At 62.7% G+C, this 21,724-nt stretch carries 19 protein-coding genes; 10 read left to right on the forward strand and 9 right to left on the reverse strand.

Annotated features, from left to right (window positions below; translation table 11 throughout):
- Positions 1–223: 223 nt before the first annotated feature.
- A complete protein-coding gene (locus O1Y97_RS05835) occupies positions 224–1,240 on the reverse strand; it encodes an ABC transporter ATP-binding protein (protein WP_318763428.1) in 1,017 nt (338 codons plus the stop codon).
- A gap of 114 nt (positions 1,241–1,354) precedes the next feature.
- On the opposite strand from O1Y97_RS05835, the gene O1Y97_RS05840 reads away from it, so the two are divergent.
- Positions 1,355–2,092: a GntR family transcriptional regulator gene (locus O1Y97_RS05840; RefSeq protein ID WP_159091570.1), complete on the forward strand. Its 738-nt coding sequence runs from the start codon at positions 1,355–1,357 to the stop codon at positions 2,090–2,092.
- Here the strand turns inward: O1Y97_RS05840 and O1Y97_RS05845 are convergent.
- The 5 genes from O1Y97_RS05845 to O1Y97_RS05865 all read right to left on the reverse strand — a co-directional run bounded on the left by O1Y97_RS05845 (position 2,089) and on the right by O1Y97_RS05865 (position 6,410).
- A complete protein-coding gene (locus tag O1Y97_RS05845; RefSeq protein WP_318763429.1) occupies positions 2,089–2,856 on the reverse strand; it encodes an aspartate/glutamate racemase family protein in 768 nt (255 codons plus the stop codon). The genes O1Y97_RS05840 and O1Y97_RS05845 overlap by 4 nt on opposite strands.
- Positions 2,857–3,717: 861 nt before the next feature.
- Complete coding sequence (locus O1Y97_RS05850) at positions 3,718–3,906, reverse strand: hypothetical protein (protein WP_183262790.1); 189 nt, start codon at positions 3,904–3,906, stop codon at positions 3,718–3,720.
- A gap of 69 nt (positions 3,907–3,975) precedes the next feature.
- Positions 3,976–4,368, reverse strand: coding sequence for a hypothetical protein (locus O1Y97_RS05855; protein WP_318763430.1), 393 nt, complete (start codon positions 4,366–4,368; stop codon positions 3,976–3,978).
- Between the two features lie 69 nt (positions 4,369–4,437).
- Positions 4,438–6,057 carry a chaperonin GroEL gene (gene groL / locus O1Y97_RS05860; protein WP_318763431.1) on the reverse strand — a complete coding sequence of 540 codons (1,620 nt, stop codon included), beginning with the start codon at positions 6,055–6,057 and terminating at the stop codon, positions 4,438–4,440.
- A gap of 38 nt (positions 6,058–6,095) precedes the next feature.
- Positions 6,096–6,410, reverse strand: coding sequence for a co-chaperone GroES (locus tag O1Y97_RS05865; RefSeq protein ID WP_318763432.1), 315 nt, complete (start codon positions 6,408–6,410; stop codon positions 6,096–6,098).
- Between the two features lie 554 nt (positions 6,411–6,964).
- Here O1Y97_RS05865 and O1Y97_RS05870 point away from each other — a divergent pair.
- The 4 genes from O1Y97_RS05870 to recQ all read left to right on the forward strand — a co-directional run bounded on the left by O1Y97_RS05870 (position 6,965) and on the right by recQ (position 10,866).
- Complete coding sequence (locus tag O1Y97_RS05870) at positions 6,965–7,279, forward strand: hypothetical protein (RefSeq protein WP_108606420.1); 315 nt, start codon at positions 6,965–6,967, stop codon at positions 7,277–7,279.
- Positions 7,276–7,551 (forward strand): DUF1488 family protein, encoded by a 276-nt coding sequence (locus O1Y97_RS05875; protein WP_318763433.1) that lies wholly within the window; start codon positions 7,276–7,278, stop codon positions 7,549–7,551. The genes O1Y97_RS05870 and O1Y97_RS05875 overlap by 4 nt, the downstream gene beginning before the upstream one ends.
- Before the next feature lie 154 nt (positions 7,552–7,705).
- Positions 7,706–8,953 (forward strand): glucoamylase family protein, encoded by a 1,248-nt coding sequence (locus O1Y97_RS05880; RefSeq protein WP_318763434.1) that lies wholly within the window; start codon positions 7,706–7,708, stop codon positions 8,951–8,953.
- Positions 8,954–9,066: 113 nt separating this feature from the next.
- Positions 9,067–10,866 (forward strand): DNA helicase RecQ, encoded by a 1,800-nt coding sequence (recQ, locus tag O1Y97_RS05885; RefSeq protein ID WP_318763435.1) that lies wholly within the window; start codon positions 9,067–9,069, stop codon positions 10,864–10,866.
- Between the two features lie 38 nt (positions 10,867–10,904).
- Here the strand turns inward: recQ and O1Y97_RS05890 are convergent, their stop codons facing one another.
- From O1Y97_RS05890 to O1Y97_RS05900, 3 genes are all read right to left on the reverse strand, one after another.
- Positions 10,905–11,966 (reverse strand): GlxA family transcriptional regulator, encoded by a 1,062-nt coding sequence (locus tag O1Y97_RS05890; protein WP_318763436.1) that lies wholly within the window; start codon positions 11,964–11,966, stop codon positions 10,905–10,907.
- An 80-nt stretch (positions 11,967–12,046) separates the two neighbouring features.
- Positions 12,047–13,270 carry an FAD-dependent oxidoreductase gene (locus O1Y97_RS05895; RefSeq protein WP_183262785.1) on the reverse strand — a complete coding sequence of 408 codons (1,224 nt, stop codon included), beginning with the start codon at positions 13,268–13,270 and terminating at the stop codon, positions 12,047–12,049.
- A gap of 1 nt (position 13,271) precedes the next feature.
- Positions 13,272–14,429, reverse strand: a complete 1,158-nt coding sequence (locus O1Y97_RS05900) for an Atu1372/SO_1960 family protein (protein ID WP_318763437.1) — start codon at positions 14,427–14,429, stop codon at positions 13,272–13,274.
- Between the two features lie 338 nt (positions 14,430–14,767).
- Between O1Y97_RS05900 and O1Y97_RS05905 the strand changes: the two genes are divergently transcribed.
- The 5 genes from O1Y97_RS05905 to O1Y97_RS05925 are packed head-to-tail and all read left to right on the forward strand — an operon-like array spanning position 14,768 to position 21,689.
- Complete coding sequence (locus O1Y97_RS05905; protein ID WP_318763438.1) at positions 14,768–16,363, forward strand: ABC transporter substrate-binding protein; 1,596 nt, start codon at positions 14,768–14,770, stop codon at positions 16,361–16,363.
- Between the two features lie 10 nt (positions 16,364–16,373).
- Complete coding sequence (locus O1Y97_RS05910) at positions 16,374–17,969, forward strand: M81 family metallopeptidase (RefSeq protein ID WP_318763439.1); 1,596 nt, start codon at positions 16,374–16,376, stop codon at positions 17,967–17,969.
- A gap of 24 nt (positions 17,970–17,993) precedes the next feature.
- A complete protein-coding gene (locus tag O1Y97_RS05915) occupies positions 17,994–18,935 on the forward strand; it encodes an ABC transporter permease (RefSeq protein WP_318763440.1) in 942 nt (313 codons plus the stop codon).
- A 16-nt stretch (positions 18,936–18,951) separates the two neighbouring features.
- Positions 18,952–19,815, forward strand: a complete 864-nt coding sequence (locus O1Y97_RS05920) for an ABC transporter permease (protein ID WP_318763441.1) — start codon at positions 18,952–18,954, stop codon at positions 19,813–19,815.
- Between the two features lie 47 nt (positions 19,816–19,862).
- Complete coding sequence (locus O1Y97_RS05925) at positions 19,863–21,689, forward strand: ABC transporter ATP-binding protein (protein WP_318763442.1); 1,827 nt, start codon at positions 19,863–19,865, stop codon at positions 21,687–21,689.
- Positions 21,690–21,724 lie beyond the last annotated feature (35 nt).

Here is a 21,724-nt window from a genome sequence, read left to right on the forward strand (position 1 = left end):
GGAACCCAGCCTGTTGAGAGCCGACAGGAGGGATGATTTCACATCGAATACGCTTCGTCTACAGTCTTGTATGCGCAACTATGCATCAATTGTATACATGATATGCCTGAGAAATAGGCAAGCCGAGAAGCGCGCAGCGTCCGCGGAATGCGGGCCGCTCGTCGCGCGATGTTCCAGGTCTTCGGGCCAGCGCTGCCTTGGGCTGGCAATGCGGCTGTCTCAGTCAGAGTTGCGTGCCACCCTGGTGGATGAAACAGGCAGCGGATGTGCCGCCGGCGTCGGCCAGACGCGGAAGCTCCGTCCGGCAACGCGTGCCGGCCTTGGGGCAGCGCGGATTGAAGGCGCAGCCGTCGGGCCAACTGCCAAGGCGCGGCATCGAGCCGTCGATCTGGGCGAGGCGCTCTGCCTTGCGGTTGAGCGAGGGGATCGAGGCCATCAGCCCCGCCGTGTAGGGGTGGCGCGGCCGGTGGATGACCTCGTCGACCGGCCCGATCTCGACGACGCGACCGGCATACATCACCGCCACCCGATCGGCGGTCTCGGCGATGACGCCCATGTCGTGGGTGACCAGCATGATCGCAGTGCCGCGCGTTGCCGCGAGCCGCTTCAGAAGCCCGATGATCTGGGCTTGAACCGAGACGTCGAGGGCCGTGGTCGGCTCGTCGGCGATGATCAGTTCCGGCTCGCCGGCGAGCGCCAATGCGATGACGATGCGCTGGCGCATGCCGCCGGAGAACTGGTGCGGATACTGGCTGAAGCGGTTTTCCGGATCGGCGATGCCGACTTCGCGCAACAGCTGCAGCGCCTTCGCACGCGCGGTTTCAGCCTTGCCGGGATGATGCGCGCGGATGGTTTCGGTGAGTTGGCGGCCGACCGTGAAAAGTGGATCGAGGCTGGTCAGCGGGTCCTGGAAGATCGCGCCGATGTGGCGGCCGCGCAGCTTGCGCTGTTCGGCCTGCGGCAGATCGTCGATGCGCTGGCCGGAGAGATGAACAGAACCGCCCGATATGCGGCCGGGCGGTTGCAGCAGTCCGATCAGGGCGCTTCCGGTCAGCGACTTGCCGGCGCCGGATTCGCCAACGACGCCCAGAATCTCACCCTTGCCGATGCTGAACGAAACGTCGTCGACGGCGACAAGCGAGCGCTGGCGCAAGGGGAATTCAATGCGCAGATTGTGTACATCCAGAACGGACGGGATTTGCGGCACAGCGCCGGTTTCGACAGTGTGTCCATGCATCATTGCACCGCCTTTGCTTGAGGGATTGTGCTGGCGGAAAAGGCATGTTCCAAGCGGGCATCGTACGGGATAGAATACATCCTAGTCCTCCCTATGCCGTTTCATCAGGATCGTGACATGTTACGCGAGCCCCGCGCCTTGAAATCCGCCGCCCCGCCGAGCCCCGACAAGACCAAGAAGCGCGGCGGCCCGACCGACGAACACATCCACGGCGAAATCTATTCGGCGATCATCAATCACCAGATCAGGCCGGCGACGCCGTTGCAGGAGGACGCGCTGGCGACCGCCTTCGGCGTCAGCCGCACCATCATCCGCAAGGTTCTGCAGCGGCTGTCGCACGAGAAGCTCGTCGACCTGATCCCCAACAAGGGCGCCTTCGTTTCCAAGCCCTCGATCGAGGAAGCGCGGCAGGTGTTCGAGGCACGGCGTGGGGTCGAATGCATCCTCACCGAAAAGCTCGCCTCGACGATCACCAGGGAAGACGTCGATCGGCTGACGGCCATGGTGAGCGCCGAGGCGGAGGCAGTCGAGCAAGACAGCAAACAAAGGCGGCTGCAGCTCTCCGGGGATTTTCATCGTGAACTCGCCTCGCTTGCTGGTAACGAGGTGCTGCGCGACTTCGTCCACGAACTGGTTTCGCGGACGTCGCTGATCATCGCCCTGTACGAATCACCGGGCGCAGTGCCGTGTTCGTACAGCGAGCACAAGGAGATCGTGGACGCGCTGAAGCGGCGGGACGGCAAGAAAGCTGCGCAGTACATGGACCACCACCTCCGTCATATCGAGGCTCAGATCGACCTTGCCGATCACCCCGTGCGCGTCGACTTCAAGACGCTGTTCAAACCCCTAAGCTAACTGACTTTTCGTGCCGTCAACCTGTCGGCAAGCCGGGTGTCGGGCGCATAGCCGGCGAGCTTGCCGCGATAGGTCTTGGGCAGAGGATAGGCGAGGTCGCCGCGCTTCGATGTCTTCAGGCCCATGCCGACGATCGCCTCGGCAAACTTGACTGCGGCGACCACGCCGTCGATTACAGGCACCTGCAGCCTGTCCTCGAGGAATTTCGCCAGGTCGGCCATGCCGGCGCAACCCAGAACGATGGCTTCCGAGCGGTCCTCGGAGAGCGCTCTTTCGCATTCGGCAAGGATGATCGCGCGGGCGTTCGATTCCGGCTTTTCCAATTCGAGCACCGGCACATCGGTGGCGCGTACCCGACGGCAATGGTTCTGCATGCCGTAGTTGCGCACGAGGTGCTCGGCGATGATGCGCGTGCGCTCAAGTGTCGTCACCACCGAAAACCCGGTGGCAACGAAGGTCGCGGCATGCATCGCCGCTTCGGCGATTCCGAACACTGGCGCCCCGGTGAGCTCGCGCGCCGCAAGCAGGCCCGGATCGCCGAAGCAGGCGACGACATAGGCGTCGGCGGCGGGTCCATCCATGATCTCGTCGACGAGGCCGATGATGCTCATCGCTTCGTCGTAGTGACCCTCGATCGATGCAGCGCCCGATCGCGACGTCACCGCCTGGATCTCGGTCCCCGGTGCCGCCACCGCCCGCGCCGCGTCGCCGATGAGATCGGTCATCGACTGGGTCGTGTTCGGATTGATGAGCTTGATCCTCATGCGATCCTCTGAGCCGGTGGGCTCGCGGAAGTTCGGGCCAATCCCAAGTCTTCCAAATTGTATACTATTAGATATTCGTATTGGATATAATTTGCGGTTGTCAACACGGATTTTGACGAAATCCGGCGACCGTTGCAGCGGATGGGCCGCAGTTCGGCGCGATCCGGCGGAGTGGTCGCGTTTCCCGCCGACCGCAATGTAGTGGATAACTACAAGCTTTTGATAGGTTTATTGCTTTTGGAGAGACCGCCAAGGATCTGGCTGGGATCGGGAGGCGAGTCTCCCAAAGAATCTCATTTGCCGGCGGTGTGATCAGGCTATTGTATACATATCAACCCGGCCGGAAAACGTCGTTTGCCGCGCAACGCTGTTTTCGAGACATGACGGGAGAGAATGACGTCGGATCGACGCGTCGCATGGCTGTGCGATCTCATGCCGGATGCCAGGCTCCGGATCCTGCCCGGCCTGAGGGGCATTCCGTCCTGCTGGAGGCGTCGGACCTGGTCGGCGAAATCATCAGGTAGCTCCTGAACGAAGTTCCGGAGGAGGTCTAGCATGGACCAGACCCGTTATGAGTGAGGGCTCAAGATGCGCCGCGCGGTGCTCGGCGTCGACCATGTCGACAGCTGAGAAATTGGCCGCGACCGTCTGAACGGGTCCCGCCACGTAGCCAGCGCGGAATAGGGATCGTCGTGCGGGCAACTCAATTCAAATCAAACAATTTGCGCTATTTTCGATTCCGATCTTAGCGCCGCGATGCAGAACCGCGAGCAAGCGATTCAGATCGCTGAACCGCCGCTCGACAGCCTCTCCGAGATGGTCTCGGCCCCGCTTTCCCGAAGCTACCTAAACAAGGGCCCGTCAGAGAAGCCGATTGTCCTCGGCGGCCTGTCGGGCGCGGCGGCGTGTGCTCTCTGCATCAGATTTCCGGCGCCTCTCCGCCGCAGCATTTCGAATCTGTTCGAAGCGGTTGTCCGCGTCTATTGCAGGAGATGGCTTCCGTTCGACCTTTGGCGGCTGCAGTTCGCCCTTCTTCACAAAAGAGATCATGCGTCACGCTCCTTGCTCTTACGGATTGAGGGAACGGCGAACTCCGAGGCGATCGTTGTGGCCTTTGGTTCAGGCCCCGAGCGCCGTGGCACAGCCGACCGAAGCGCGACGGTCGGGAGACGTCTCTCCCGGCATTGTCGCCCAGCCGCCCGTCTCGACAAACTTCTGCCTGTCGTAGCCGGCTGTCTTTGCCTTCAGTTCGGTCAATCTTGCCGCGGCATCGGGTGCTGCATTGAACCTCTCGACGCAGATGGTCGAGGCGAGTTGTCCACGCGCCACATCGCCGGCCGTCAGCGCAAGCTCCTGCGAAGTGCCGCCCGTGACCCAGCCGCCCCAGCTGAAGCCGACGATCATGGTGGCGACGGCCGTGCCAACGCATGTCCAGACGAGCGTCGATTTGGTCGGCTGGTAGTTCTCCCATCGTGCCGCAATGGACTGCTTCTGGTTGGTCTGCATAGCCATGGAATGCTCCTTGTTGACAGTGAGGTCGTGGCCACCCGGCCGCACGGCGACCGGATGTTCAGGCGTAGCCTAGTAACCCATGCCGCCGGCGGCTGCAGGCGCGTCCTTGGCCGGAATGTCGGCGATCATCGCTTCGGCGGTGATCAGCAGGGCGGCGATCGAGCCCGCATCCTGCAATGCCGTTCGCACGACCTTGGCCGGGTCGACGATGCCGGCCTTGATCATGTCGACATAGTCTTCCGTCTGCGCGTTGAAACCCTGGGTGGCCTCCTTGCTGTCCATCAGCTTGCCAACGACGACGGAGCCCTCGACGCCGGCGTTCTCGGCGATCTGCCGGATCGGCGCCTCAAGCGCCTTCAGCACGATCGATATGCCCGCGGTCACGTCGGCATTGGCGCCGGCAAGCGTCGCCAGTGCCGCCTTGGCGCGCAGCAGCGCCACGCCGCCGCCGGCAACGATGCCTTCCTCCACGGCAGCGCGTGTGGCGTTCAGCGCATCGTCGATGCGATCCTTCTTTTCCTTGACCTCGGTCTCGGTCGCACCGCCGACGCGGATGACGGCGACGCCACCGGCGAGCTTGGCCAGGCGTTCCTGCAGCTTTTCCTTGTCGTAATCGGAGGTGGTTTCCTCGATCTGCATCTTCAGCTGCGCGATACGGGCGGCAATGCCGGCCTTGTCGCCGGCGCCGTCGATGATCGTGGTTGTGTCCTTGTCGATCAGCACGCGCTTGGCCCGGCCAAGCATATCGATGGTGACATTCTCGAGCTTGATGCCGAGATCCTCCGAGATCATCTGGCCGGCGCACAGAACCGCGATATCTTCCAGCATCGCCTTGCGGCGATCACCGAAGCCCGGAGCCTTGACGGCGGCGACCTTCAGGCCGCCGCGCAGCTTGTTGACGACCAGTGTCGCCAGCGCCTCGCCTTCGACATCCTCGGAAATGATCAGCAGCGGCTTGCCGCTCTGGACCACGGCTTCGAGGATCGGCAGGATGGCCTGCAGATTGCCGAGCTTCTTTTCGTGGATGAGGATGTAGGGGTCTTCCAGTTCGGCACGCATCTTGTCGGCATTGGTGACGAAATAGGGGCTGAGGTAGCCACGGTCGAACTGCATGCCCTCGACGACGTCGAGTTCGGTCTCGGCGGTCTTGGCTTCCTCGACGGTGATGACGCCCTCGTTGCCGACCTTGTCCATCGCCTTGGCGATCATCGCGCCGACGGTGGCGTCGCCATTGGCGGCGATGGTCCCGACCTGGGCGATCTCGTCCGACGACTTGACCTTCTTGGCGCGAGCCTGGATGTCCTTGACCACGGCAGCCACGGCAAGGTCGATGCCGCGCTTGAGATCCATGGGGTTCATGCCGGCGGCTACCAGCTTGGCGCCTTCGCGCAGGATGGACGCGGCGAGCACCGTTGCTGTCGTTGTGCCATCGCCGGCGAGATCGTTGGTCTTCGAGGCCACTTCGCGCACCATCTGCGCGCCCATGTTCTCGAACTTGTCGGAAAGCTCGATCTCCTTGGCGACGGTGACGCCGTCCTTGGTGATGCGCGGCGCGCCGAAGGCGCGGTCGATGATGACATTGCGGCCTTTCGGGCCGAGCGTCACCTTGACGGCGTTGTTGAGCAGTTCGACGCCGCGCAACATGCGGTCGCGGGCATCGGTCGAGAATTTGATTTCCTTGGCAGACATGATTTTTCGTCCAGTTCGTTCTTGAGGCCGCAGCCGGTTCAGGCGGCCTTCTTGGCCGCTTCGCTTGTGTCGACGATGCCCATGATGTCGGCCTCCTTCATGATCAGGAGATCGGTGCCGTCGATCCTGACCTCGGTGCCCGACCATTTGCCGAACAGCACCGTGTCGCCGGTCTTGACGTCGAGCGGGATCAGCTTGCCGCCGTCGTCGCGTGGGCCGGGGCCGACGGCTATGACTTCGCCTTGCTGGGGTTTTTCCTTGGCATTGTCGGGAATGATGATGCCGCCTTTGGATTTGATATCGCCTTCGGCGCGTCGAATGACGACGCGATCGTGAAGCGGCCGGAATTTCATGAGATTCTTTCTGCGGCCGGCGCATAGGGCGACCACCGCACATATATAGCGCCCTTGGCACTCGAATGATAGGAGTGCCAAAAATAATTCCAGATTGGCCCGAAATTTCGGGATAATATTGATCGGATTTTTTAGTATAATCTGGATGCTTTTTTAAAATAGAAAGATCCATTCTGTTTTTTGATGTTTAAAACTAGCACCAAAAGATTTATTTAAGAATTATAATTTCCGGATGTATCCTTGATAAATATCATAAATCGGCGTATATATGGATTTCGTTGATTTGGCCGACTTGGCTTTTCGCGGTGTCAGAGACCTTCGACCCGCCATTCACCACCGAATTTTCGATAGCGAATACAGGACGCCGATCCGGCGCGCCTGTCGCTCGGTTCGAATCCTGGAATGAAACCTGACGCTGACCACGGATGTACTGGCAGCATCAGTGTCATTCCGGTTCGGACCGGAACGTTGCGGTATCCCCGGCCCCGGTGAAGGCATCATGGCCAGTCCGGGGCTATCGATACCGACGCACTCCATGAAGGAAGGTCACGACCATGAATGACCGCATCAACCAAAGCCAACGCAGACGCGATGCGGCCGCGATCGCCATCTGGGACAATGAAGGCGGGGCGCCGTGCTCCATCGAGCACCAGGTCGGGCGGCGCATCGAGGTGGATCGTTCGTGGACCGTCTACCATGTCTTCACCGGCATACCGGTACATGTCGACGGCCAGGCAATGACGGGCATGACCCGGTCGGACGCAACGAGCGGGATGATGTCGCTCAATCGTCGCAACGCCGGGCGCCGCAGGGAACGGATCAGGTTGGAGGCACTTGGACCTAACAGCACCACGGCAGGCAACTCATGACGCTCGCTTTTCTCAATCCGAGCCGCAGCTTCGACGAAGCCAAAAAAGCTGTCCGCTTCATCGGTCATGACGGCATGTTCGAAGTGCGTTTCTTCGTCGAAGCCGGCGCATTGGCGAAAGCAGGGGCCAGGGCAGGCAGGACGCAGCTGTCCGAATCAGAATGCCTGACGGCCTTCGACGCAGCGCGCAAATCAATCTGCGATGTCGCACGCGAAGCCTATTCCCACGGTCGCCGCACCTGCTATACCCTGACCGCCGCCGATTTCCGGTGAGGCCAATAGGCTGATCTGTTGCGGGCGGCCCTTGGCCCATGCGAGGCCGCGACGCGCGGCTGCCGACGCCTGGGTTGTTAGGTGGGGTTCTTTGAGTTTGCCAAGCCCACACGTCCCTTTGCCTCGCATGCCCGACCTTGCGCCCGATCCATCAATGCTTGCCGATGACGCATTGCTTGACCTCGTGCAGCGGCAGACCGTGCGCTATTTCTGGGAAGGTGGCCATCCCGTCAGTGGCCTTGCGCGGGATCGCCTGAAGACGACAGGCAACAAACCAAACGATCTCGTTGCGATCGGGGGCTCCGGCTTCGGCATCATGGCGATCATCGTCGCGGTCGAGCGCGGCTGGGTCGATCGCGTTGAAGCGCTGGGCCGCCTGCATCGGATGCTCGATTTGCTGGAGGGCTCGCCGCGCTACCATGGCATGTTCCCGCATTTCATCGACGGCCGTACCGGTGCCACCATTCCCTTCCGACGCAAGGACGACGGTGCGGACGTTGTCGAGACGACGTTTCTGTTCCAGGGATTGATTTGTGCCCGCGAATATCTCGATCGGAGCGCAGGCGAGGAACAGCGTTTTCGCGGACGTGTGAATGCGCTGCTGGCGCAGGCCGAATGGGACTGGTTTCAGCGGAAGGGCAAGCTCTATTGGCACTGGAGCCCGAAGCACGGATGGGCGATGAACAACCCGATCGCAGGCTGGAACGAGTGCCTGCTTGCTTTCGTGCTGGCGGCGGGATCGCAGCATCACGCGATCGATCCCGGCTGCTACCACAACGGTTTTGCGGCCGGACCAGCTTTTCATAACAGGCGGGAACATCACGGCATCGAATTGCCGCTCGGAACGGATTTTGGCGGCCCGCTGTTTTTCGCGCACTATTCCTTCTGCGGCCTCGATCCGAGAGAGCTGAGAGACCGCCATGCCGACTATTGGGAGCAGAACGTTCGCCACGCGCGGATCAATCATCGGCATTGCGTACTCAACCCCCATGGCCATCAGGGATATGGTGCCGATTGCTGGGGACTGACCGCATCGCATGGCCCGACGGGCTATGTCGCGCATGCGCCGGATAGGGACATTGGCGTCATCACGCCGAGCGCCGCCCTGTCGAGCTTTCCCTACATGCCCGACCAGGCGATGTCGGCCTTGCGCGGTTTCCTGGCCAAGCCGGGTAAACGCATCTGGGGCCGCTTCGGTTTTGTCGACGCGTTCTGCGAGAACCGGAACTGGTACGCGCGAACCTTCCTCGCCATCAATCAGGGGCCGATTGTTGCGATGATCGAGAACCATCGGACTGGGCTTTTGTGGAAACTGTTCATGAGCGCACCGGAGGTTCGCCTGGGCTTGGCCAGGCTGGGCTTCACCAGGCCAAGCCCCGACCACGACGTTCACTCGGCCTGAGGAGCAAACCGACGAACTGTTGCAAGGAGCCTGACAGAAAGGCGCATCAACGATCGCTGACACGGCGAAGCTGCTATGAAGGACGTTTCCATGATTCTCCGTTGCAGCCATCGATGACAGCCACCGCCCTCGAAATTCTCAAGACCATTTATGGCTATGATGCGTTCAGGGGACCGCAGGCGCGGATCGTCGAGCATGTCATCGCCGGCAACAATGCCTTCGTGCTGATGCCGACGGGCGGCGGTAAGTCGTTGTGCTACCAGATCCCCGCAATCGTCCGTCCCGGCATGGGGCTCATCGTTTCGCCGCTGCTGGCGCTGATGGCCGATCAGGTGTCGGCGCTGCGCCAAGCTGGGGTGCGGGCGGCCGGGCTCAACTCCGACCTGTCTCTCGACGAGCGCCGCAGCCTGTGGCACGATATCCGCACTGGTGCGCTCGACCTCCTCTATGTCTCACCCGAAACCTTGCTGCGGCCTGATGTGCTGGATCTGCTGGATGGGGTGAAGCTGTCGCTGATCGCCATCGACGAGGCGCATTGCCTGTCGCAGTGGGGGCACGATTTCCGTCCTTCCTATCGCCAGCTCGACGCTGTCGTTTCGCGCTTTGCCGGCACCCCGCGCATGGCGCTGACGGCCACTGCGGACGAGCCGACTCGCGCGGAAATCCTGTCGCACCTCGAAATCGACGAGACCGACGCCTTCATCGCCGGTTTCGACCGGCCCAACATTCGCTACGCCATCGAGGAAAAGGACAATCCGCGCGCCCAGCTCAAGGAGTTCCTCAAGCGCTATGAAGGCGAGAGCGGGATCGTCTACTGCCTGTCGAAACGCCGGACCGAGGAAACCGCCGCCTGGCTTCAGGGCCTCGGCTACGATGCGCTGGCCTATCACGCCGGCATGGACAAGGCGGCGCGCGAAGCCAACCAGATGCGCTTCCAGCATGGCGAGGCGGTCATCATGGTCGCCACCGTTGCCTTCGGCATGGGCATCGACAAGCCGGACGTGCGCTTCGTTGCCCATATCGACCTGCCGGGCAGCATAGAGGCCTATTATCAGGAGACCGGGCGCGCCGGGCGCGACGGCCTGCCGTCCGATACGCTGATGCTTTACGGCTACGACGACATCGCGCTGCGCAGCCGCTTCATCGAGGAATCGGAGGCGCCCGACCAGCGCAAGCGCATGGAGCGGCAGAAACTCGATGCGCTGCTGGGGCTGGCCGAGACGGCAAGCTGCCGCCGACAGGTCCTGCTGTCTTATTTCGGTGACCATAGCGAACCGTGCGGCAATTGCGACACCTGCGCGGAGCCGCCAAAATTGTTCGACGGCGCCATTGCGGCGCAAAAGGCGCTGTCGTGCATTTACCGCACCGGCGAGCGTTTCGGGCAAGCCTATGTTGCCGACGTGCTCTTGGGCGTCGACAACGAGCGCATCGCCCAGTTCGGCCATGACCGCATCTCCACCTTCGGCATCGGCACCGAGCACGACAACCGCACGTGGCGGGCGATACTGCGCCAACTGATCGCGCTGCGCCTCATCGACGTCGACCTCACAGGTCATGGCGGCCTGTCGATCGCACCCGCCGGCCGCGACTTCTTGCGCGACAAGCCGGCGCTGATGCTGCGCGTACCGGCGCCAACGCGCGCCAAACGCGACAAGGTTGCGCGCAGCACGGCACAGTCCTCTGTCCCCGATGCGGACCATGACCTGTTCCAGGCCCTGCGGCGCAAGCGCACGGACATAGCGCGCACGCAGAACGTGCCACCCTATGTAATTTTCCACGACAAGACCCTGATCGAGCTGGCAGCGGTGCGACCCGCGTCGCGCGCCGAGATGGCGAGCGTGCCCGGTGTCGGCGAAGCCAAGCTCGACCGCTACGGCCCCGCCTTCCTCGCGGTGATCGCCGAGCACGCATGACGGGGTGTGTGATCCCACCCCACCGTCACGGTCTCCGCTCAACTTCGGCGGTGACGGAACTCGCTCGGCGACGTGTTGTACTTCTTACGAAAAGCGGTCGCCAGATGCGCCGAGTCGGCAAAGCCCGTCTCGAAGGCAATGGCGGTAATGGGAAGGACGCTGTTCTCAAGCAAAAAATGCACGTACCGGAGACGCGTTTCCAGGATGAAGTGTTTAGGCGTCATGCCGATATGATCCTGAAACAACCGTGCGAACTGTCGGGGAGAGAGACCGACGGAGGCAGCCACCATTTCCGGGGAGACGTCGCGGCCCTTGCGGCTCTCAATGAAAACGACAGCCCGCTGGACACGGGCATCTCCGACATGGCGGAACGATGATGCCCGTTCCTGATCGAAGGCGCTCATGCTTTTCTGATCCGTCAGCGACAGCTGGTAGACGGCTTTGGCGGCGCGGTCCGGTCCGCAATGGTTGCGGATGAGTTCGGTCATCAACGAAAAAATGGAAATGCCGCCGGGCACGGTCACCCGGCCGTTCTCGATCAGGTAATCGTCGCGGGTCGACAGGGGCTGGCGTGGGAAGGCGACCTGAAAATCGTCCCGGTGATAGGGGTGGATGGCGGCCTTCCTTCCAACCAGCAGTCCCTCTTGTGCGAGGATGAACGAGCCGGTGCAGACGCCGACGATCGTTACGCCGGCCGAAGCCGCGACGCGGATGTAATCGCGGTGGGTGGAAGGGGCGGTTCGCAGGCGTGGCAAAAGGCCTCCGACAACGATGACGTAGTCAAAATCCGTCGGATTGATGTAGGGCGAGTCCGCCTGCACGCGAATGCCGCAACTGGCGACGGCTGCATAATCCGGCTTGCCCATGATCGACCAGCGGCAGTGGAGAGGACGGGAATTGTCGCCGAAATCCGCTGCGTGACGGAGTGGCTCGATGATGCCCGCCAGCGACATCATCGGAAAGGTGGGCCACAGCAGGATGCCGACCGAAATATCCGGTTTGCGGTCTTGAACGGAAAGAAGCCTTTCCGCCCAGAGCCCGTCCAGCCATCGGACATACTCCGTCCCAGCCGGCCCCACCGCAACTCCGTCTTCCGTCATCCCGCCGATCTCCTGATTACTATGTCTACGGAGTTTTTATAGAAGATGGCGAATTTTGAAACATTCTATACTTAACGGCTTTATTTGGTTTCCTTGATGACGGTGGCCAGCCGCTTGGCCGAGCCGAGGCAGAGTGTCCAGCCAAGTGTGCCGTGGCCGAGATTGAGATAGAGACCCTTCAGGCTGCCGGGCCGGATGAGAGGTCGCGAGGAGGGTGTGCACGGGCGTACACCCGACCAGGCGTTGAGGTCGGCGTTGCTGGAATGGGCGAAACTCTGCCCGAAGGCTTCCACGGCAGCGGAGCGGAAGCTCTCGAATCGTTCGCCATTGAAGTGGTAAGGTCGCGCCCCTATGTCGGCCAGCCCTGCCGCCCGTATTGTATTTCCGAGCCGCGCGAAGACGATCTTGCGCTGGAGGTCTGTGATCGATACGCGCATCGCCTTCTCGGTGGCTGGCGCGCTGATGGAATATCCCTGTACCGGCCACAGCGCGCCCGGCAGGCGGTCGCGCCAGGGTAGCAGTTCCGTCGAGCACCCGGAGGCGGCGACAGCGAGATCGCAGGCCAGCGGCTCGCGGGAGCGGAATGCGAGCCCGCTCACGCGGCCGGCATGGCTGAGGATTTTCTCGACCTCCTCACCGAAAATGGTCTTGAGGCCGTAGCGCTCGCGAAGTCGTTCGATGAATGTGGTGCAGAAGACATCCGGCCTGCCGGCGGCGTCGCCTTCGCTGTAGATCACCCGCGCGATCTCGTCCGGGTAATGGGCCAGCGCGGGTTCGATGGCGGTTGCCCCGGAGCGGTCGAGCACTTCCTGCCGGATACCCATCGACTGCTTGAGCCGACGCGTGCCGGCAGTCGCCTGGCAAGCAGCGGCGGTCGAATAGAGGATCATCTTGCCGGAGGATTGGTAGTCGAAGGACAGGTCGAATTCCTTCAGCACATCCCCGAGCAGATCGCTTGTTTCAGCCGCCATTTGCAGCAGATATCGTGTGTTGGCGATGAAGCGTGATTGCAGGCTGTTGAAGAGGAAGCGGAGACCCCAGATCAGGAATTCGGGATCGGCCTGAAGCCGCACGCGATAGGCGGGATCACGCTTCAGCAGGATTTCCGGCATGTGGGCGAGGAAGGAAGGCGAGGCCAGCGCATCGCCATAGGCGTAGGAAAGCTGGGCGCCGTTGGCGCGGCTTGCACCCTGCGCCGGACCGGGGTTGCGGTCGATCAGCGTGACGTCCAGGCCAGCCTTGCACAGCATATAGGCGGAGGCGGTTCCGACGACGCCCGCCCCGATGATGGCAACCTTCGCCATTTCATTCCCCCTCCTTCAGCACAGCGGAGAGTTCAATCTCGACCGGAACGCCGCGCGGTAGCGAGGAAACGCCGAGCGCAACGCGGGCATGGGCCCAGTTTTCCGGGAAAAGCGTCCGCAAGAGTTCCGAGGCGCCGTCGATCACAGCCCCGTGGCGGGTAAAATCCGGGGCGGCGGCGACATAGCCCGCGAGGCGGACGAAGCCGGCGACGCGCTCCAGTCCGCCGGCCACCTTGCCGAGTTGGGCGAGAGCGTTAAGGAGCGCGTAGCGTGCGCAGTCCTGCCCCTCTTCGAGGGACACGTCCTGGCCGAGCCTGCCAGTTGTCATCACGGTTCCATCCTTCAACGGCACCTGGCCGGAGACCGTGACGACATTGCCGTGGCGCACAGCGCCGACGAAAGCGCCGGGCGGAACCGGTGCATCGGGAAGGGCAAGCCCGAGCGCGGCAAGCCGCGAGGCGACGCCGCCTCTCGCCACCGTCCGCGCTCTCGCCGAACATTCCCCGACGAAGCCTGCCAGAATGCGGCGGTCGAGTTCTGTCAGCCGGTATTCCGGGTGCCACTGCACGCCCATGCAGAAGCCTTGACCGTGCGCCTCAATCGCCTCCACCACGCCGTCCGGCGCGCGTGCCGCGACCCTGAAGCGACCGGTATCCGCCAGCGCGTGGCGGTGCAAGCTGTTGACGTCTGCGCGGGTTGCCTCGCTCAAGCGGGCGAGATGGCTGCCGGGTTCGATCAGGATTTCGTGCGCGACCGCGTTCGGCACAGCCTGCGGAATATGCGGCGTCACTTCGGCAAGAAGTGCGGGATCGTCGCGCACCACATGTCCGCCCAGATGCTCGCCGATGAGCTGCATGCCGTGGCAAATGCCCAGCAGCGGAATCTGCCGCGCCAGCGCACCCTGGACCAGTGCCTTCTCGAATTCGGTCCGCTTGTCGGTCACATCGGCACCCGGGTTCGCACCTGCGATCAGGATGCCGTCGGCGACGGCGAGTGCCGTTTCCAGAAAGGCGATTTCGCAGGGCAGGATCAAGGGGGCGCCCCCCGCCTCGGCGATAGCCTCGGCATAATTTGCGCGGACGGCATATTCCGGCTCGGCGCTGTCTGTAAGGTCGGGCGATATCAGAATGAGAGGCCCCTGGATTGCGGCGGCTTTCATGTCGTCTTTGCGCAACAGGCGTTCGTTCATACCGGGGTGCTTTCGGGGCAATGACGCGGCTAGGGAACGGCCCACTTTCCCGCGTTCGTTACATTTGGAGCCCCGGACTGTGGCAGGAGAGCCGGCGATTGAATTTTGAAAAAAAGCCATTCTCTTTGAAGAATTGTCGCTGCTCGGCTTTCAGCTGGCGCTCTCCGCAACCGGCGGATGAAAAAACGTCGAAAAGTAAAACAACATGGCTGAAAAATAAAATTCTCGATCCCGGTCTGCTGTCATCTTTTCATCAAGGTTTGCGGAGGCGCGTCCGTGGACCCGGCAAATCACCAGGGGGATAAAAAATGAAAACTACTCGCCGCACGCTTCTGCAGGGCGCCGCTTTTGCCGGTATCCTGATCGCCGCTCCACGTTTCTCTTTTGCCACTGCCCGGTCGACAACGTTGCGTTGCGTCATGCACGCCGATCTGGCATCGCTCGATCCGATCGCGACCACCGCCAGCATCACCGCCTATCACGGCGCGCTGATCTACGACACGCTGTTCGGTCACGACGCGGATTCGATCACCCGGCCGCAGATGGTTTCGGACTACACTGTTTCCGACGATGGCCTGACCTATGTCTTCATCCTGCGCAAAGGCCTGAAATTTCACGATGGCCAGCCGGTCACGGCCCGCGACGCGGTCGCTTCCGTCAAGCGCTGGGGCGCCCGCGATGGCGCCGGACAGCATCTCTTCAAGCGCGTGGCCGACGTTTCCGCCAAGGATGACTCTTCCTTCTCCATCGTCCTCAATGAGCCTTATCCGCTGATCCTCGACTGGCTCGGCAAGTCCTCGCCGTCGATTTGCTTCATCATGCGCGAGGCCGACGCCTCGACCGATCCGGGCAAACCGATCACCGAAGCTGTCGGTTCCGGTCCTTACATGTTCAACCGCACCGAGACCCGTACCGGCTCGCAGTATGTCTATGACCGTAACCCGGAATACGTTGCCGTTGCCGAGCCCGCCTCGGGTTTCGCCGGCGGCAAGGTCGCCAAATTCGAACGCATCATCCTCCAGAACATGCCTGATGAGCAGACGGCGGTTTCCGCCCTCCAGGCTGGCGAGATCGATTTCATCGAGAAGATTTCCCCGGAGTTGCTGAGCCAGCTCGAGGGCGACAGTTCGGTGAAGCTCGAAGTGCTGAACAAGACCGGCGCTATGGGCTGGCTGCGCATGAACACGCTCCAGCCGCCCTTCAACAACGTCAAGGCGCGCCAGGCGATGCTGTACCTCATCGATCAGGCGGCCGTCATGCAGGCGACCTTCGGCGACCCGAAACATTACAAGGGTTGCGCCTCGCTCTTCGCCTGCGGCACGACGATGGAAAGCGATGCCAATACCGGTTGGTTCAAGGGCGGGCAGAACATCGAGAAGGCCGCGGCCCTCTTCAAGGAAGCGGGCTATGACGGGACGCCTCTCGTCATCATGCAGCAGACCACCTTGCCGGTGCTTAGCAATGCTTCGCTGCTCCTCGCCCAATGGCTTCGCCAGGCTGGCGTCAACGTCGAACTCGTGCCCCTAGACTGGGCCGGTATCGTCGCCCGCCGCTCCAACAAGGGCAAGGCATCCGAAGGCGGCTGGAACATTTTCATGACCTATGCTTCCGGCAGCGCCTACAACAACCCGATCGCGCTGGCGGGTCATGCCGCCACGGGCGAGAAGGGCTGGTTCGGATGGCCGGAGGATGCGAAGCATGAACAGCTTCGCGACGCCTGGGCTGCTGCTCCCGATCTCGCCGCGCGCCAGAAGATCGCCCACGAGATGCAGGAGAACGCCTGGAATTTCGTGCCGCACGTCTATCTCGGCCAGTGGTTTGACACGGCGGCCATGCGCAGCGACGTCAACGGCATGATCGGGCTGCCCGATCTCGTGCCCTTCTGGAACGTCTCGCGCGGCTGACGCCCTCGACATGGCCGGGCGCGGAACCGCGCCCGGCTCCATGCCGCCGACAAGCCCTCTGTTTAACCAAAAGCGTCTGCGGATTCTGTCAGCGAATCCGAGTTTTTCCAGTCAAGGTTTTAGGCCTATGCGCATCTTCTCCGCCTGTCTGTCACTCGAAGCCAACACATTCTCGCCGATGGCGACCAGCTACCAGACCTTTCTCGACGAGCAGGCCTGGCGGCCCGGCGAGCATCCCGCCGAACCCACCATGCAGACCGCCGCCTTCTGGGTGGCCCGCCGCCGTGCCGAAGCCGAGGGCTACACATTCATTCCAGGGTCCTGTTTCTGGTCCACGCCGAACGGCACGGCGACCCGGGATGCGTATGAGCGCATTCGCGCCGAAATCCTCGAGCAACTGTCGGCCGCTTTGCCCCTGGACGGCGTGATCCTCACGTTGCACGGCGCGATGGTCGCCGACGGCTACGACGATTGCGAGGGCGACCTTCTCGAACATGTGCGCCGCATAGCGGGGCCGGACGCGGTGATCGGCGTCGAGCTCGATCCTCACTGCCATTTTACGGTGAAGCGTTGCGAACTCGCCGACATCATCGTCCTCTACAAGGAGTATCCGCATACCGACTTCGTCGAACGCGGCGAGGAGGTCGTCAGCCTCGTTCTCGCGACGATCCGCAAGCAGATCCGCCCGGTGAAATCACTGTGGGACACCCGCGTCATCGCCTCCTATCCGACGACGACGCAGCCCATGCGCGGTATCGTCGACAAGGCTATGGCGCTGGAAGGCAAGGACAGCGTCCTTTCGATCTCGCTCGGTCATGGCTTCCCCTCCGGTGATGTGCCGGACAACGGTGCGCGCGTTCTCGTCATCACCGATGGCAACAAGCCGCTGGGCGACCGCCTTGCCCGCGAATTCGGCGAGGAAATGGCGGCGATCAAGGAAATCTCCGCTCAACGCTTCCTCGAACCGTCGGCGGCGGTCGCCCGCGCTCTGGAGATCGCGGCCGGCGCTTCGAAGCCGGTGACGATTGCCGACACCTCCGACAATGCCGGCGGCGGTGCGCCGTCCGACAACACCACTTTCCTGAGGCTGCTCATCGCGGACGGCGTTTCCTCCGCCTCGGTCGGCCCCATCTGGGATCCGATGGCTGTGCGCCTTGCCTTCGACGCCGGTCCGGGCGCGCGGATCAAGCTGCGCTTCGGCGGCAAGGCCTGCTGGGCCTCCGCCCAGCCCATCGATGCGGAGGTGGAGGTGCTCGCCTGCGTGCCGGGCGCGCAGCAGACCTTCGCAGGCTCACCGGTGGATCTCGGCGACGCGGTCGGCATTCGTACCCTGGAAGGGATTGGCGCGGTGCTGGTGTCCAACCGCTGTCAGGCGATGGGCATCGACCTATTCGCCAATCTCGGCATCGACCCGCATCGCGAACGGTTGCTGGTGGTCAAATCCAACCAGCATTTCCACGCCGCCTTCGCCCCGATCTCGGAGGAGGTGATCTACGCGACCGGCGACGGCCTGCTGCCGACCGACTACCGCCGCCACCCCTGGAAAAAGGTGACCCGGCCGATCTGGCCGCTGGACGGCGAAGTCGAGGGGCGACAGCTGGTCTGATTTTCAATCGAAAAGGACGCGCGCATGATCATCTATATTCTGCGCCGGCTGGGCGCGACGCTGATTGTGATGGGGTTGGTCGGCCTCATGGTCTTCATGCTGCTGCATCTCGCGCCCGGCGATCCCGCGGCGGTGATTGCCGGCGACAATGCTACGCCCGAACAGATCGCGCAGCTGAGACAGATGCTCGGCCTTGACGATCCCCTGCCGGTGCAATTCCTCCGCTGGATGGGCGATGTCGTGCAAGGCGACCTCGGCGTGTCGATCTATTCCAACGAACCGGTGGCTCAGCTGATCATGCAGCGCATGGAGGCCACGGTATCGCTGGCGATCGCGACCCTAGCCTTCGCGGTGCCGATCGCCATCGCTTTTGGCGTCATAGCCGCGCACCGGGCCGGCACGACGGTCGATCGGCTTCTCATGCTGTTTTCGGTCATGGGGTTTTCGCTACCGGCCTTCGTCCTCGGCTACATGCTGATCTGGCTTTTCGCCATCGAGTGGAAACTGTTGCCGGTACAGGGCTTCACGCCGATCAGCGAGGGGATCTGGCCCTGGGCGCGCAACCTCATATTGCCTTCGGTGACGCTCGGCATGACCTACACCGCGCTGATCGCCCGCATCACCCGCACGAGCATGCTCGAGGTCCTGTCGGAAGACTTCATCCGCACTGCACGCGCCAAGGGCGTGGCCGTGCCGCGCATTCTCGTCAAGCACGCGCTGCGCAATGCCGGGGTGCCCATCGCCACCGTGATCGGTATCGGCATCGCGCTGCTTATCGGCGGCGTGGTGGTGACGGAAACGGTGTTCAACATTCCGGGCGTCGGCCGCCTCGTCGTCGATGCCATTGCCCGCCGCGACTACCCGGTGATCCAGGGCGTCATCCTGGTCTTCTCCGGCATCTACGTGTTCGTGAACCTCGCCACCGATCTGTCCTACACGCTGATCGACCCCCGCATCCGCTACTGACGAAAGGTCGCCAAGAATGACGAATGCCGCTCAGTTGGCTCCCCCCGTCCGGGCGGGAATCCCACGGTTCCTGCGCCGCCATCCCACGATGATTGCCGGCGGTACGGTTCTCGCCGCCATCGCGCTTGCCGCGCTGCTGGCACCCTTTTTCGCTGGCGATCCTGCAACGATGATGCCGTCCGAGCGGCTCCAGTCACCCTCGGCGCGCTACTGGCTCGGCACCGACCATCTCGGACGCGACGTCTTTGCACGGGTTGTTCACGGCGCGCGAGTCTCGCTTGCGGTAGGCATCGTCGTTGCAGTCTCCTCTATCGCCATTGGCGTGGTGATCGGCATGATCGCGGGTTATTTCCGCAAGGCCGACCCGGTCATCATGCGGGTTATGGACGCGCTGATGGCAATTCCCGCCATCCTGCTTGCTATCGCGCTGGTGGCCATCATGCGCGCCTCGGTCGGCGTTGTCATGCTCGCCATCGTCATTCCGGAGATACCCCGGGTCGTGCGCCTCGTGCGCTCCGTAGTGCTTTCGGTGCGCGAGGCGCCCTATGTCGAGGCGGCGCAGGTTGGTGGAACGCGGCTCCCTGTCATCCTCGTGCGGCACATCCTGCCTTCGACAGTGCCGCCGCTCATCGTGCAGGCAACCTACATTTGCGCCTCAGCGATCATCGTGGAATCGACTCTTTCTTTCCTCGGCGCAGGCGTGCCACCTGAAACTCCGACCTGGGGAAGCATGATCGCCCAGTCGCGCATGTATCTGCCGCGCGCGCCCTGGACGGTGTTCGCGCCGGGTTTCGCGCTCGCCCTCGTCGTGCTCAGCGTCAACATGCTGGGCGACGGACTGCGCGATCTCCTCGATCCACGCATGTCACGCCGGATGTGATTGGTTCTCCGGACCGTATGGCAACCCACCGAAGATAGGTCACCCGAATGACGAAGCCTGTTCTATCCGTCCGCGATCTCACCACATCGTTCCGGCCCGACATCTATTCGCCCTGGACGCCGGTCGTCCGCAATGTCGGTTTCGACGTCGCGGCAGGCGAGACGCTCGCCATCGTCGGGGAAAGCGGATCGGGCAAGAGCGTGACCTCGCTGTCCGTCATGCGGCTCCTGCCACCGCGCGGCAGCCGCATCGAGGGTGAAATCCGACTCGCGGGTCGTGATTTGCTGGCGCTGCCGGAGCAGGAGATGCGAAAGGTCCGCGGGGGTGACATTGCCATGATCTTCCAGGAGCCGATGACATCGCTCAACCCGATGATGACAGTGGGCGAGCAGATCGCCGAAGCCATTCGCTGTCATCTTTCCATCGGCTCTGCCGAGGCCCGGCAGGAAACGATCCGCCTGTTCGAGAAGGTGCGCCTTCCCAATGCGAAGGAGCGTTACGACGCCTATCCGCACAAACTTTCCGGCGGCCAGCGGCAGCGCGTGATGATCGCCATGGCGCTTGCGACACGGCCGAAGCTGCTCATCGCCGACGAGCCGACGACGGCTCTCGACGTGACGATCCAGGGCCAGATCCTCGACCTCATAAAGGAACTGCAGGAAGAAACCGGCATGGCGGTTCTTTTCATCACCCACGACATGGGCGTGGTGGCGGAAGTCGCTGACCGCACGCTCGTCATGCTGCGTGGCGACGTGGTGGAGGACGGACCGACCGCAGAGATATTCGGCAATGGTCGCCACCCCTACACGCGCGCGCTTCTCGCGGCCGTACCGAGGCTCGGGTCCATGGCGGGCCGTGCTCTGCCCTCCACTTTTGGCCTGATCGACACCGCGACGGGTTCGCGCGGTGCGGAGCGAGAAGCGGCGCCGCCGGTTGCGGACAAACCGGCGGTGCTAGAGGTAAAGAACCTGACCACGCGTTTCGCCGTGCGCAGCGGACTGTTCTCGAAGGTCACGGGGGCGGTTCATGCCGTCGAGAATGTTTCCTTCTCTCTCCAGCCGGGCGAAACGCTGTCGCTGGTCGGCGAATCCGGCTGCGGCAAGTCCACGACCGGTCGCACCATCCTACGGTTGACGAAACCGTTTTCCGGCACGGTGCTGGTCAATGGACAGGAGGTCGGTGCCACCGACAGAGAAGCGCTAAAGTCGGCGAGGCGGGCCGTGCAAATGGTGTTTCAGGATCCCTTCGCCAGTCTCAACCCGCGCATTCCGATCGGCGCCTCCATCGCCGAACCCTTCCTCGAGCAGAAGCTCGGCGGCAAGGCGGAGGCGCGGGACAAGACGGCCGCACTCATGCACCGAGTGGGCCTTTTGCCGGCCATGATGAGCCGTTTGCCGCACGAATTCTCCGGCGGCCAGCGTCAGCGTATCTGCATAGCCCGTGCTCTGATGTTGGATCCCAAGGTGATCATTGCCGATGAGGCAGTCTCCGCACTTGACGTGTCGATCAAGGCGCAAGTGTGCAACCTTTTGATGGAGCTTCAGGAAAGCCTCGGGCTCGCCTACCTCTTCATCAGCCACGACATGGCGGTAGTGGAGCGCGTCAGCCATCGCGTCGCGGTGATGTATCTCGGTGAGATCGTCGAGATCGGGCCGCGCTGCGCGGTCTTCGAGGCGCCGCAGCACCCTTACACCAAGAAGCTGATGGCCGCCGTTCCCGTCCCAGACCCCTCCCGCCGCCGCATGCGCCGCAATGCCGAAGTCGAGGAGATCAAAAGCCCTTTCCGGATACCCGGATTTGTGCCGCCTAAGAGCGTCTACAAGGAAGTCAGCAAAGACCATTTTGTGCAGTGCGGTGCTAGACCGAGCCCTTGACCGAACAACTAGCCAGGCAGTTTGCGGCGGTCCGC

Origin of the sequence: Aminobacter niigataensis (assembly GCF_946995915.1) — a bacterium.
In the GTDB taxonomy this organism is placed as follows: Bacteria; Pseudomonadota; Alphaproteobacteria; order Rhizobiales; family Rhizobiaceae; genus Aminobacter; species Aminobacter niigataensis.